Source organism: Dechloromonas denitrificans (assembly GCF_001551835.1).
Taxonomy (GTDB): Bacteria; Pseudomonadota; Gammaproteobacteria; order Burkholderiales; family Rhodocyclaceae; genus Azonexus; species Azonexus denitrificans.
The window spans coordinates 155,978-169,771 of sequence record NZ_LODL01000013.1 but is presented as its reverse complement, the minus strand read 5'-3'; the positions used below and the strand labels follow the sequence as shown (position 1 = coordinate 169,771).

At 64.0% G+C, this 13,794-nt stretch carries 10 protein-coding genes; all 10 read left to right on the top strand.

Features of this window, described 5'->3' with window-relative positions; all coding sequences use genetic code 11:
- The first annotated feature begins 24 nt into the window (after positions 1-24).
- Positions 25-1,464 (top strand): sigma-54-dependent transcriptional regulator, encoded by a 1,440-nt coding sequence (locus AT959_RS07000; RefSeq protein WP_240481770.1) that lies wholly within the window; start codon positions 25-27, stop codon positions 1,462-1,464.
- Positions 1,461-2,816 carry an AAA family ATPase gene (locus tag AT959_RS06995; protein ID WP_066882035.1) on the top strand — a complete coding sequence of 452 codons (1,356 nt, stop codon included), beginning with the start codon at positions 1,461-1,463 and terminating at the stop codon, positions 2,814-2,816. Before AT959_RS07000 ends, AT959_RS06995 begins: the two co-directional genes overlap by 4 nt.
- A 105-nt stretch (positions 2,817-2,921) precedes the next feature.
- On the top strand, positions 2,922-4,757 hold the full coding sequence (gene mshL, locus AT959_RS06990; RefSeq protein WP_066882033.1) for a pilus (MSHA type) biogenesis protein MshL: 1,836 nt from the start codon (positions 2,922-2,924) through the stop codon (positions 4,755-4,757).
- A 9-nt stretch (positions 4,758-4,766) separates the two neighbouring features.
- Entirely contained in the window at positions 4,767-6,002 is a 1,236-nt protein-coding gene (locus AT959_RS06985; RefSeq protein ID WP_066882032.1) for a tetratricopeptide repeat protein, read from the top strand.
- 7 nt (positions 6,003-6,009) lie between these two features.
- Positions 6,010-7,716, top strand: a complete 1,707-nt coding sequence (locus AT959_RS06980) for a GspE/PulE family protein (protein ID WP_066882031.1) — start codon at positions 6,010-6,012, stop codon at positions 7,714-7,716.
- A gap of 2 nt (positions 7,717-7,718) precedes the next feature.
- Positions 7,719-8,918, top strand: coding sequence for a type II secretion system F family protein (locus AT959_RS06975; protein ID WP_066882029.1), 1,200 nt, complete (start codon positions 7,719-7,721; stop codon positions 8,916-8,918).
- Positions 8,915-10,429 carry a hypothetical protein gene (locus tag AT959_RS06970; RefSeq protein WP_066882026.1) on the top strand — a complete coding sequence of 505 codons (1,515 nt, stop codon included), beginning with the start codon at positions 8,915-8,917 and terminating at the stop codon, positions 10,427-10,429. The genes AT959_RS06975 and AT959_RS06970 overlap by 4 nt, the downstream gene beginning before the upstream one ends.
- Positions 10,426-11,037 (top strand): hypothetical protein, encoded by a 612-nt coding sequence (locus tag AT959_RS06965; RefSeq protein WP_066882024.1) that lies wholly within the window; start codon positions 10,426-10,428, stop codon positions 11,035-11,037. Before AT959_RS06970 ends, AT959_RS06965 begins: the two co-directional genes overlap by 4 nt.
- Positions 11,038-11,039: 2 nt before the next feature.
- Entirely contained in the window at positions 11,040-11,414 is a 375-nt protein-coding gene (locus AT959_RS06960) for a hypothetical protein (RefSeq protein WP_157651238.1), read from the top strand.
- The coding region (locus AT959_RS21590) for a hypothetical protein (protein ID WP_205629850.1) at positions 11,411-13,794 on the top strand (2,384 nt) is incomplete at its 3' end. The genes AT959_RS06960 and AT959_RS21590, both read left to right, overlap by 4 nt.

The following is a 13,794-nucleotide window of genomic DNA, read 5'->3' as shown; positions in this document are numbered from 1 at the left end:
TCTTTCACATGGAATAAATTGCCTGTGCCTGTGCCTGTGCCTGTCGCCAAGCCGCTGCTGCTGATAGTCGACGACGACTCGCTGATCAGCGAGTCGCTGAGCTTTGCTTTCGCACAGGAATTTGATGTCGTCACCAGCCACTCCAGAGCACATTGCCGCAGCCTCCTCCGGCAACTCCGGCAGATCCCGCAACTGGCCCTGGTCGACCTTGGCCTGCCGCCGCTCCCGCACCGCCCCGACGAAGGTTTCGCCCTGATCGGCGAATTGCTGGCCCTGGCGCCGGAAATGAAGATCATTGTCCTCTCTGGCCAAAATGACGACGATAACGCTCGCCATGCGCGCACCCTGGGCGCCGTCGAGTTTGTCGGCAAACCGTGCGACCCGGCCAGACTGGCCAAGCTGCTGCGCCAGTCGCTGTCTTTTTCGCCACCCCAAAGCGCGGAGCCGCCCAGCGGCCTGGTCGGGGAAAGCCCGCCCATGCAAAGGCTGCAACTGCAGCTCGGGCAGTACGCCAACCTGGCTTTCCCGGTATTGATCGAGGGCGAATCGGGGAGCGGCAAGGACATCGCAGCCAGTCACTACCTGCACCGGATGACCGAGCGCAGGGAAAAGCCCTTTCTTGCACTGAACTGCGCCGCCATCTCGCCAACCCTGCTCGAACCGACACTGTTCGGCTATGCCCGTGGCGCCTTCACCGGTGCCACGGCAAGCAAGAGCGGCTATTTCGAGGATGCCGACAGCGGCACGCTGTTCCTCGATGAAATCGGCGAGTTGCCGCTCGATCTACAGCCCAAGCTGCTGCGCGTGCTGGAAAACGGCGAGTATCAACGGGTCGGCGAAACACAAAGTCGGATTTCGACCGCCCGCATCATCGCCGCCACCAACCGCGACCTCCGCCAGGAGGTCAGAGCCGGACGCTTTCGGGCCGACCTCTACCACCGGCTTTCGGTCTTCACGGTCAACGTGCCGCCATTGCGCGAAATGGGCCCGGATCGCCTCCTGCTACTGTCGCATTTTCGCAACACCTTTGCCCACCAGGCCCAGCGCCCTCCCTTTCAACTCGACCCGGCGGCCGAAGCACTCTGGCTGGACTACGCATTTCCAGGCAATGTCCGCGAATTGCGCAACATTGTCATTCGCCTCACCGCTCGCCATGCCGGCCAGACAGTAAGCAAGGAACAACTGCTGGCCGAGTTCGATCTTGGCGAACTCGCCAATGAGAACAGCCCGGCGGCGACAGCCGGACTGATTGCCAACGATCTTGAACAAACGCGGAAAGCCGCCATCGACCACTTGAGCAAAAACGCCAGCATCAGCCTCGATGCCACGCTGGAACTCTGGGAACGCAGCTACATCGAGGCCGCACTGGAGCTGTCCAGTGGCAATATGAGCCAGGCGGCCCGCCGTCTCGGCATCAACCGCACCACACTCTACAACCGCATGCAAAGCTGGAATCGCCGATGAGCCTTTACCTGGAACATTTCGGACTGCGTGAGCCGCCGTTTCGCATCACGCCACATACCGACTTTTTCTTCACCGGCGCCAATCGCGGTCCAACCCTCGAGGCATTGGTCTACGCCATTACCCAGGATGAAGGCATCGTCAAGGTGACCGGCGAGGTCGGCAGCGGCAAGACCATGCTGTGCCGGATGCTGCTCGAAAGGCTGCCGGAAAACGTTGAAACGCTTTATCTGGCCAATCCCTCGCTGTCGCGCAGCGAAATCCTCGGCGCCATCGCCGACGAACTGGGCATTCCCACCGATGGCAAGGCGACGCATTCGCTGACCCGCGCCCTGCAGGACGCGCTGATCGAACGCTACGCCGCCGGCAAGCGCGTCGTCATCCTGATCGACGAAGCCCATGCCATGCCGGCCGAGTCGCTGGAAGAAATCCGCCTGCTCTCCAACCTCGAATCGAAGGCCGCCAAGCTGCTGCAGATTGCCCTTTTCGCCCAACCTGAACTGGATGAACGGCTGGCTGCCACCGACATGCGCCAGTTGCGCGAGCGCATTACCCAGCACTTCAACCTGGCCCCGCTCAAAGCCGCCGAAGTCGCCGGTTATATCGAGTTTCGCCTGCGCACCGCCGGCTACCACGGCCCCAACCCGTTTACCGGCGCCGCCATCGAGCTGATTGCCCGGCTCTCCGAAGGTCTCTCCCGACGCATCAACATCCTCGCCGACAAGGCACTGCTCGCTGCCTACTCGGCCAGCCGGCACCAGGTCGACACCGGCGAGGTCAACACCGCCGCGCAGGATGCGCGCTTCTCCCCACTGCAGCCGAAGAAACCGGCCAATCTGAAACCGCTGGCCTGGGGCCTGGCTGGGGCCGGCGCCGCGACGCTAACCGGGCTGCTGGTCATCGGCCTGCTGATGCGCACCGAAACGTTGCCGCCAAGCCAGGTAAATCCGCCGGTGGCCGCCCCCCCCGCCACGCCAGCCCCGGTCCTGCGGTCAACCAGCCAAAATGAGCAAAAACCAGCTGAAAACGTTCGCTTCGGCCCACTGACCCGCCAGCACTTTGCCCAATACGAGCGCTGGATTGCCGAAGTTCCGCGCAACCATTACTTTATCCAACTGCTGGCGACTGATGCGCAAAGCACCGGCGAGATCGAAGGCTTCCTGGCCCGAGCCACCAAAGCCCTGGAACCGGAGGCAATTCGCGCCTATCGCTCCAACCTCTCCGGACGCGACCGGGTTGGCGTCATCTACGGCGACTATCCGAGTCGCGAAGAAGCGGCGGCAGCGATGCAGACCCTGCCGGAAAACATCCGGGCAGCCCAGCCATTCCCACGTCAGGTCAGCAAACTTCACTAGCCGTCACGAGCCGCCACAAACCATGACGAGTTCCTAACTTACGTGCTAGGATCGTTCGAACATATTGAAAACAGTGAATATCTTGTTGAAACAAGGCGACGTCCGATGAAAGTCGGCTTTATCCAGGGATCGTTTCTCTGCTTGCTGCTGGCAGCTTGCGCCGCCCCGGTTCCCCGCGAACCGCTGAAAGGGCATCTCAGTTCGGAAACGGCCGCCGCGCCCCGCAGTAATAGCGATATTCCGCCCCCCGTCCAGCAGTCGCTGGCCTTTCCCAAGCCACGCGCCACCCCCAAAGCCGAGACTTACAGCGTCGTCGTCAACAATGTCCAGGTCCGCGACTTGTTGTTTGCACTGTCCCGCGACGCCAAGGTCAATGTCGATATCCATCCTGGCATCAGCGGCACCGTCACGCTGAACGCCATCGACCAGACGCTGCCGCAACTGTTGACCCGGATTGCCAAGCAGGTCGACATGCGCTTCGAACTGGACGGCCCGAATCTGGCGGTAATGCCGGACTCCCCGTTCCTCAAGCACTACAAGGTCGACTACGTGAACATGTCGCGCAATGTCACCGGCACCGTGTCGACCAACACCCAGATCGCTACCGGCACCGGTGGCACCGGAACCGGCAGCGGTAGCGCCGGCAGCACGGCCGGCAGCGGCGCGGCCGGCAACATCTCCAATACCCGGATCGAAAACGCTTCCAAGAACCAGTTCTGGGAATCGCTGGAAAAGAACATCAAGGACATCCTGCGCGAAACGGACAAGATCCTGCCGGAAGGCTCCAGCGAAACCGTCGTCGAACAGAGCTCGGCGCAAAACGCCACCGGTGCCGCCGCCCTGCCGCAAGGCAGCGGCCTGCGCGCTGCCCAAGCCATCGCCAATGCGCTGCAAAGCAATCCGACGCCAGGCTCTTCCAGCCAGGCGGTCGGCAACTCGATCGTCCGCCGCAACACCTTCCGCGAGGCGGCCTCGGTGATCATGAACGCCGAGAGCGGCGTCATCACCGTGCGCGCCACGCAACGCCAGCACGACAAGATCCAGGAATTCCTCGATCGCGTCGTGCATGCTGCCCGGCGCCAGGTGCTGATCGAAGCGACCATCGTCGAGGTCGAACTCTCCGACGGCTACAAGCAGGGCATCGACTGGAGCCGCTTCAAATCGGACGGCACCGGCTTTTCGGTCACCCGCCCGGCCAGCGGCAGCGTCATCGACACCGCCAATACGGCCTTCAATCTGGTCTTCCAGCAACTCGACAAGCCCCTCAACCTGATTGCCGCGGTCGACGTCCTGCAATCCTTCGGCACCGCAAAAGTGCTGTCCAGCCCGCGCCTCTCCGTACTCAACAACCAGACGGCCCTGCTCAAGGTAGTCGAGAACATCGTCTATTTCAACGTCAAGTCGGACACCACGACCTCGGCCAACGTCGGCACCACGACCGCCGTGACGACCACGCCGCAGTCAGTTTCGGTCGGCCTGGTGATGTCGGTGACCGCCCAGATCAGCGATACGCAGAACGTGATCCTGAATATCCGGCCGACCATTTCCAGTGTCTCCGACTGGAAGGAAGACCCCAATCCGTCCAACAAGGCAGCCGGCGTCCAGAACTTCGTGCCGCAGATCCGGACCCGGGAAATCGAGTCCGTCATGCGCGTCGCCAGCGGCGACATCGCCGTTCTCGGCGGACTGATGGAAGACAGCGTCAATTACAACACCGGCCGCATTCCCATTCTTGGTCAGATCCCGCTGGCCGGTGAATTGGTCACCAAGCGTGACAACGCGGCCAGGAAGTCGGAACTGGTCATCTTCCTGCGCCCGGTGGTGATCAAGGATGCCAGCCTTGACGGCGACTACGCCGGCATGCGCGGTCTCCTGCCGAGCGATGGCTTCTTCCGGCAACCGAATGAAGCCCAGCCCTTCAATGTCGCCCCCAGTCGCTGAGCGCCGGCAATGAGTCTGCTGATGGACGCCCTGAAGCGGGCCGAGACAAGCAAGCAGGAAGCGGCACGCAGCCTGAGCGGCAAGGACCCGGCGACAGCCGACACGCTCGGCCTGGAACCGCTGGCGCCACCGGCGCCTCGCGTTCAGAACAGCCCCTTGCCCGACCTGGCAGCCCACATCGACGCCGTCGATGCCGAACTGGCCAGCAGCGCCGTCCGCCCCGGCCAAGCCCAGCCCAAACCGGCCACCAGCCAGCAAAAAAGCGCCCAGGCCGACCGCGAAGCTGTGCGCAATGCCTTTGCCGCCAAACAGGTCGACACCTCCCCTTCGCGTCAGCCGCTGTGGATTGCCCTCGGCATCCTCGGTCTGGCCGGCCTCGGCATCGGCGGCTACGTCGGCTATCAGGTTCTGAACATCGGCAACAATAGCCTTCGGCCAAGTGCCAACCCGACCCCAGCCCCGGCCAGCGCAGCCCCCCGAGGAGCGCCCGCGGCACCGGCCGTGCCCGTGGTTTTGCCCCCGGCAGGGCCGTCGACCGCAGCAATTGCCCCCGAAACCTCGCTGTTCGCCTCACCGCCCCCGGCGCCACCACCGACCCGCCCGGCGCGCACACTGCCGACTGGCGAACCGGAAAGCGTGCCGACTGAAACAATTCGCCTGACCCGCAGCCGCCCCGAGGTCGACAGCAACCAGCTCCGCGGCTATGCCAACATTCAGCGCAACGAGCTGGAGCTGGCCCGCCGCGATTACGAACAGGCCCTGCAGCGCGACCCCAACAATACCGACGCCCTGCTCGCCCTGGCCGCCATTGCCCAGCGCCAGGGCCGGCCCGGCGACGCCGAACGCCTCTATCAGCGCGCCCTGGTCGCCAACCCGAGCGACCCGGCCGTCCAGGCGGCTACCCTGAACGGCGCCAGCGCCGGCGCCGACCCGCAGAATACCGAGAGCCGCCTGAAGTCGCTGCTCGCCGTTCAGCCGGAATCGGCTCAGCTCAATTTCGCCTTGGGCAATCTCTACGCCCGCCAGCAGCGCTGGGCCGAAGCCCAGCAGGTCTACTTCAACGCCGTCGCGGCGGATGGCGACAATCCGGATTACCTGTTCAACCTGGCGATCAGCCTCGACCACATCCGCCAGAACAAACTGGCCGCCCAGCATTACCGGCTGGCACTGGAGGCCGCCGACAAGCGCCCGGCCGCTTTCGAGCGCGAGCCGGTGCGCAAACGGCTGAGCGAACTCCAGCCCTGAGCCGACCATGAGCACGTCCGCCATGCAGCACCGGCCGCTCGGCCAGATCCTGATCTCCGAAGGCATCCTCTCGGAAGACCAGTTACGCATTGCGCTGCTCGAGCAGATGAAGCTGAACCAGCCGATCGGCAAGCTGCTCGTCTCACTCGGTTTCGTCTCGGAAGCGACCTTGCGCCAAGCCCTTTCCGAAAGCCTGGGCAAACAGAGCATCGACCTGACGCATGCGGTGATCGACCCGCAAGCGCTGAAGCTGGTGCCGCGCGAACTGGCCAAGCGCTATCACCTGCTGCCGCTCGACTATGACCGGCCGAGCCAGCGCCTGACCCTGGCCATCTCCGACATCAACGACATCGTCGGCCTCGACCGCGTCCGGACGCAGCTCGAAGAAGGCACCGAGATCGAGACGCTGCTCGCCGGCGAATCCGAGATCGACCGCGCCATCGACCAGTATTACGGCTACGAACTGTCGATCGACGGCATCCTGCACGAGATCGAAACCGGCGAAATCGACTGGAAGAGCCTGTCGGCCACCGATGACGAGTACAGCCAGCCAGTGGTCCGGCTGATCGACTCGATCCTGACCGATGCGGTCAAGCGCGAGGCCTCCGACATCCACTTCGAGCCGGAAGCCAACTTCCTGCGCATCCGCTACCGCATCGACGGCATGCTGCGCCAGATCCGCGCCCTGCATAAATCCTACTGGCCGGCGATGACGGTACGCATCAAGGTGCTGTCCGGCATGAACATCGCCGAGATGCGGGCGCCGCAGGACGGCCGCATCGGCCTCAGCGTATCCGGCCGCGCCATCGACTTCCGCGTCGCCAGCCAGCCGACCATCCACGGCGAGAACATCGTGCTGCGCATTCTCGACCGGCAAAAAGGCATCGTGCCGCTCGAAGGCCTTGGCCTATCCGAGGAACACCTGCAGCAACTGAAGCTGATGATCGCCCGGCCGGAAGGCATCATCCTGGTCACCGGCCCGACCGGCAGCGGCAAGACGACAACGCTGTACTCGGTACTCAATCACATCAACAACGAGGGCATCCACATCATGACCCTCGAAGACCCGGTTGAATATCCGATGGCGATGGTGCGCCAGACCTCGGTCTCCGAATCGGCCAAGCTCGATTTCGCCAACGGCATCCGCTCGATGATGCGCCAGGACCCGGACGTCATCCTGGTCGGCGAGGTGCGCGACGCCGAAACCGCCGAAATGGCCTTCCGCGCCGCGATGACCGGCCACCAGGTGTACACCACCCTGCACACCAACTCGGCGATCGGCGCCATCCCTCGCCTGCTCGACATCGGCGTGCTGCCCGACATCATGGCCGGCAACATCATCGGCATCGTCGCCCAGCGCCTGATCCGCCGCCTGTGTGAACACTGCAAGTCACCCTATCTGGCCGAGCCACATGAAATCCGCCTGCTCGGCACGGGCCCGAACCAACCGCATCCCATCCTGTTCCGGCCGAGCGGCTGCGAACTTTGCGACTTCCAGGGCTACCGCGGCCGGATCGCGATCATGGAACTGCTCCGGGTCGACAGCGGCATCGACGAGTTGATCGCCCGCCGCGCCACCACCCATGAAATCCGCAGCCGTGCCCTGCTCCAGGGCTTCACCACGCTGGCCGACGACGGCCTGCGGCGGGTCATGAACGGCACGACCTCGCTCGAGGAACTCGGCCGCGTCGTCGACCTGACCGACCGGATGTAGCCATGCTGTTCGACTACAAGGCAGTCAGCGCAGAAGGCCGCATGGTGTTCGGACGGCTCGATGCGATCAATGTCGTCGACCTCGAAATGCGCCTGAAACGCATGGAGCTCGATCTGGTCATCGGCAATCCGGTGCACCAGCGCAAGCTGTTTGGCGGGCGCAGCATCCCCCGCCCCGAACTGATCAACTTCTGCTTCCATCTCGACCAGCTGACGCGGGCTGGCGTACCCATCCTGGAGAGCCTGACTGACCTGCGCGATTCGCTGGAACACCCGCGCTTTCGCGAAGTGATCGCCGGCCTGATCGAAAGCATCGAGGGCGGCCAGACGCTGTCGCAGGCGATGAGCGCGCATCCCGACGTATTCAGCCAGGTCTTCATCAACCTGATTCGCGCCGGCGAAGCCAGCGGCCAGTTGCCCGAGGTGCTGGCCAGCCTGACCGAATCGATGAAATGGGAAGACGAGCTGGCTTCGAACACCAAGAAGCTGCTGATGTACCCGGCCTTCGTCGCCAGCATCGTGCTCGCCGCCACCTTTTTCCTGATGATCTACATGGTGCCGCAGCTCAAGCTGTTCGTCCGCAATATGGGGCAAACCCTGCCGACCCAGACCAAGGTGCTGTTTTTCGTCTCCGATCTGTTGGTCGACTACTGGTTTCTCTTTCTTATTGCGCCGGTCATCGCCGGCGTCGCCGGGCAACTGATCCTGCGCAGCAACCCGCTGGCTCGCCTGCGCATGGATGGCCTCAAGCTGCGCCTGCCGGTCGTCGGCCCGATCCTGAAGAAAATCATTTTGTCGCGCTTTGCCAGTACCTTCGCCATGCTCTACGCCTCCGGCATCCCGATCCTCGAATCGATCCGGACGACGCAAAGCATCGTCGGCAATCGCGTCGTCCGCCAGGCCCTGCAACGGGTCGAGCAGTCGATCCGCGAGGGGCGCAATGTCGCCGCCGCCTTTCACGATGTCGGCCTTTTCCCGCCGCTCGTCGTCCGCATGCTGCGGGTCGGCGAAAGCACCGGCGGGCTGGACAAGGCGCTGCTCAACGTCAGCTATTTCTACAACCGCGACGTCAAGGAATCGGTCGGCAAGGCGCAGGCGATGATCGAACCGATGCTGACGCTGTTCATGGGCGCCATGCTGGGCTGGATTATGCTGTCGGTACTCGGCCCCATTTACGATGTCATCAGCAAGATCAAAACGTGATCGCCCGCCGCCTCCTCTACCTCAACACGCACCGCCTCTCGGCTTTTGCCTGGCAGCAGGGGCAACTGTTGCCGGAAGGCAGTTTCGAGCCCGACCAGGCCGGCCTCGACCATTTTGCCGAATACCTGGGCGAGCATAACCGCAGCCATTTTCACCTGCTCGCCAACGTCGCCGAGGAAGGCCACGTTCTCGAGACGATTCCCTTCCTGCAGGGCAGCGACCGCCAGGCGCTGATCACCCGCAAGATCGGCCAGCATTTCCTCGGCACGCCATTGGCCGCCGCGATCTCGCTCGGTTACGAAAAGCGCAAGCGCAAGAACGAAAAGCTGCTGCTCTCGGCGCTGACCAATCCGGCCCATTTCGAGCCCTGGCTGCAACGCATCAAGGAGGCCGAAGCGCCGCTGGCCGGGGTCTACACAGTGGCCCAACTCGGCGGTCAACTGCTGAAAAAACTGGGTTTCGGGCAGGGGCGCTATCTGCTGCTCACCTTGCAGGACCACTCGATCCGCGAAACCTATCTGGTCAATGGCCAGCCGCTTTTTTCCCGGATGGCGCCGCTCGTCGACAGCAGCATCGCCGGCATTGCCAACAGTTTTGCCGCCGAAGCCGGCAAGCTGCAGCAATACCTGATCGGTCAGCGTCTGGTCGGCCGCGAGGAAGCCCTGCCCGTCTTCATGATTGCGCATCCGCAGGCCATTCCGGCCATCATGAAGACTTGCCCGGATCACGGCTACCTCAACTTCACGATCATCGACAGTCACGATGCAGCCCGGCAACTGAAACTGCAGACGCTGCCTGGTGACAGCCGCAGCGATCTGCTCTTCCTGCACCTGCTGGCCACCGCGCCGCCCGGCCAACAGTTCGCCGGCGAAGCCTACCGCCATGACTTCCGGCTCTCCCAGATCCGCCAGGGACTGATCGGCATCGGCGTCATCGCCCTGCTCGGCGGCGCCCTGTTCGCCGCCAAGGAAATCTACCGGACCCACGCCCTGCGCCTTGAAACGCAACAATTGATCGCCAGCGAGTCCGACCTCAACTGGCGCTACCAGGAAATCTCCGCCACCTTCCCGCAACTGGGCATCGATAACGAGACCCTGCGCCGCCTGACCGACCGCCATCGCGATCTACGCCAGCAGCAACGCCAGCCAGGCCCGGCTTACCGCGCCCTCGGCCAGGCCCTGAACCGGATGCCGGCGATCGAACTGGAAGGGCTCGAATGGAAAATCGGCACTTCCGGGCCGTCGACCGCAGGACTCATGGTCGGCGACGAGGAAATCACCACCGTACGTGCCGCCATCCGCCTCGAACGGGGCGCCTCCACCCGGCAGATCCTGAACACCCTCGACCAGTTCGTCGAATTGTTGCGAGCCGACCCAACCTGCACGGTGACCGTCACGCAGCAACCGTTCGAAATCGAATCGGGGCGCACGCTGCGCGGCGGCGACAGTGAAGACGACAACGATCAGCCGCGCAAATTCACGCTGCAGATCAGCCGAAAGCTCGGCGCATGAAGCTCACTCTTCACGACCTCGCGAAGCTCCGCCTGCCGCTGCTCGCCGCCGTGCTACTGCTCGCCATCGCCGGCCTGCTCGCCTGGTGGAGCATGGGCGAAGCCCACAAGGCGGAACAGGAACGGGACACTGCCGCCAACCGGAAAGGGCAGGTCGAGCAACGCCTGCGCCAGGTACGCACCGAGGAACAGGAGCTCAAGGACAGGGCGCAGATTTTCCAGCAACTGCAGGCTTCCGGTATCAGCGGCGAGGAAAAGCGCCTGGAATGGATAGAAATGCTGCGCGCCACCCAGCAAGCGCTGCGCCTCCCCGGCATGAATTACGAATACGGCGTGCAGGTGCCGCTGGAAAACGTGGACGGCACCGCCTATGCTTGGTTTGCCAGCCCGATGCGACTGCAGTTGCGCTTGCTGCACGAGGAGGATTTGTTGAATTTCCTGAGCCAGATCGAGAAGGATGCCAAAGCCCTGGTCCTGGTCCGGAACTGCAAGCTGGGGCGCATCGGCAACTCGGGCAATCCCGGCGGTACGCACGAGACGCTGGCGCAACTGAGCGCCGATTGCGAGATGCAGTGGATCACCGTCCGCCGCGCCAGCGGAAAGAAATGAACATGCCTGCCCGCCTCTGGCTGCCTATCCTCGCCCTGCTCTCCGCCCTGCCCCCGGCCGGCGCCGAGGAAACGGTACTCGGCCGCCTGTTCCTGACCCCAAGCCAGCGCAGCGCGCTCGACCGCCAGCGCCTGCTCAACCCCGGTCTGCAAGCCAATCCGCTGGACAGTGAAAGCAGCCTGACGATCAACGGCGAGATCCGGCGCAGCGACGGCCGGCGCACGCGCTGGATCAACGGCGAAGAAAATCAGGCAACCGGGCCGGCCGCCGCTACCAACGTCCCGGTCGGCGACACGGTTTACCCCGGCACCGGCGAACGCGAAGGCCTGCTGCGCGGCGGCCGGATCATCATCAAGCCGGGCGGCACGGCACGATGACACGGCACGCCCCCTTCGCGTCACAACGGGGCGTCGCGCTGTGGATGCTGCTCGTTCTGCTGGCCATGGCCGGCAGCTATACCTGGTACTCAAGTAGCAACAGCCGCTTCAGCCGCGTACATCAGGACAGTCAACTGTTGATCAGGATGGCCCGAGCCAAGGAGGCGGTGATTGCCTACGCGGTGCTCGACGACAAGCGCCCCGGCCGCCTGCTCTGCCCCGACCTGATCGGCGACGGAGTTTCACCGCTGCTTTCCCGCGACGACTGCGATGCCTACCGCGGCGGCCTCCCCTGGAAAACGCTGGATCTGGAGCACAGTCACGACAGCCACGGCATGCCGTTGCAATTGGTGATCTATCGTTTTTTCGGTGGCGACCGGGCAAGCCCGCCGCTCAACAGCGACACCAGCGCCCTGCTGACCTTGATCGCCACCGACGGTTCGAGCCACGACGATATCGCCGGCCTGATCATCGCCCCTCGCGGTGCACTCGACCCGGACAACGCCGACACCAATGACGTCTACCAGGCCGGCAGCAGCACCGCCGACGGCAACAACGATATCATCCTTGCCATCACCCGCCAGGAGTTGATGGCGGCCGTCGAAAAGCGCGTCGCCAACGAAGTCAGAAGCTGTCTCGAACAACACGCCAGCTCCGCCGCCAACAGCGACCACCGCTACCCGTGGCCGGCACCGTTCTCCGCCAGCAATCGCGAAGGAAAGGCCGGCAGCCTGTTCGGCCGGGTGCCGACTACCCAGCCCGGCAGCGGCCCGGAAGCCGCCCTGCAGAACAGTATCGCCAAGCTGACTCTGGCCCGGACCACGCTCAGCATGGCGAGCGATGCCAACCAGCAACTGACCGCCCTGCAGGGCATGGGGGCCGCCCTGCTCGAGGCACGCAACCTGTTCGACGCCATTTTCGGCACGGCCAACCAGCTCAAGCAGGCGGCCGATGCGGCCCGCGGCCAACTACAACTGATCGACAGCAGCATCGATACGGCAATCCTGAACAACCGGATCAGTGTCACTGAAGGCTTGGATATCCGCAGCCTGACCGGCAACACCGATCCGCTATTCGACCCGCTCCCCGAACTGCTCGCCAAACTGGGCATCGACGTCATGCCCTGGGCGCTGTCCCATCAGGTCACGTCACTCGACACCGCGACCAATGCCAGCGAAAGGCTATTGGCCAGCGATGCCGCGAAACAGTTGCTCGCCGCCACCGTTACTCCCCGCCTCGATATTGTTCCCGCCCTGACCACGGCCAGCACCGCCGCCAGCCTCGCCTATGACTATGCCGCCGGTGCGGTCATGTCGCCGAGCGACGCCGGCAAGCAGGCGCTGGCCCAAACCGCGGCCGCCGCGCTGTCCACCGCGCTGAAAGCCCTGCGCGACAGCATCGAGGCGAGCAGGGTCAGCGTCCTGAGCAGTACGGTCAGCCTCTGGATTGGGCCAATCAGCAGCCTGCAGACGACGCTGCAAGGCGAACAGAACACCGGCAACCTGAACGCCCTGAGCGCCCAACTGAGCAGCACCAAAGCGGCGGTTGACGCCATTCTGACCGGTGTGCCCAACGTCACCACCCGCCGCAACAATGCCAGCAGCGCCCTGGCCAGCGCCATCCTGGCCACTCAGGCCACGCCAGCCAACTACGGCCAAATCGACAGCGCCAGCACGACGGCCACCAGTGCACTTACGTCGCTGGCCACCGCCATCGCTGCCAACGAGCAAGTCGACAACAATGTCAGCCACACCAGCCTGAACGCCGTCTTGGTGACCTACGAAACGGCACGGACCAACTTCACGTTGCAGGACACCGCGACGCCACGCCCCCGCCAAGCCGACATCACGCCCTATGCCGACCTCCTGGGCAGTGCTGCGGTCAACGTCGATTTATGGGCAAAAATCATTGCCGACAATGCCGCGCTGATTGCTCCGCAAGCCAAGGCCAACACCGTCGCCGCCGGCACCGACCCAGCCAAGGCCAGCGTCCTCGACAGCTCGGCCTACAAGACGGCCAGTGACGCACTGAGCAGCATCACCGGCAAAAATGAGTCACTCCAGCTGCTGCAGGCCTACATCGACAACCAAACGGCCGCCAACCTGGCCAGCGCGACGACCGCGATCGGCGAAACCAGCGCCTTGATCAACACCCTGCTCGGCCAGGCCAGCCAGCTCGACACCCTGTTCTCCGGCACCACGGCCAGCGCCGCCCCCATCGTCTGGCTGACCAGTCGCTGCGACTTCCTGCTGCCCAATGTCGCCACCTGGTGGAAAGGCAACCAGTGGGCCAACACGCTGTTCTACCAGATCAGCCACCCGCTGCAGGCCATGCCCGGCAAATTGACCGTCAATGGCGCCGGCAGCCATCGTCTGGTTGC

Excerpts from the sequence above, each read along its gene's own strand:
- AT959_RS06975 (WP_066882029.1), top strand. The coding sequence starts at position 7,719 with ATGCTGTTCGACTACAAGGCAGTCAGCGCAGAAGGCCGCATGGTGTTC.
- AT959_RS06995 (WP_066882035.1), top strand. The coding sequence starts at position 1,461 with ATGAGCCTTTACCTGGAACATTTCGGACTGCGTGAGCCGCCGTTTCGC.
- AT959_RS06965 (WP_066882024.1), top strand. The coding sequence starts at position 10,426 with ATGAAGCTCACTCTTCACGACCTCGCGAAGCTCCGCCTGCCGCTGCTC.
- AT959_RS06960 (WP_157651238.1), top strand. The coding sequence starts at position 11,040 with ATGCCTGCCCGCCTCTGGCTGCCTATCCTCGCCCTGCTCTCCGCCCTG.
- AT959_RS06985 (WP_066882032.1), top strand. The coding sequence starts at position 4,767 with ATGAGTCTGCTGATGGACGCCCTGAAGCGGGCCGAGACAAGCAAGCAG.
- mshL (WP_066882033.1), top strand. The coding sequence starts at position 2,922 with ATGAAAGTCGGCTTTATCCAGGGATCGTTTCTCTGCTTGCTGCTGGCA.
- AT959_RS06980 (WP_066882031.1), top strand. The coding sequence starts at position 6,010 with ATGAGCACGTCCGCCATGCAGCACCGGCCGCTCGGCCAGATCCTGATC.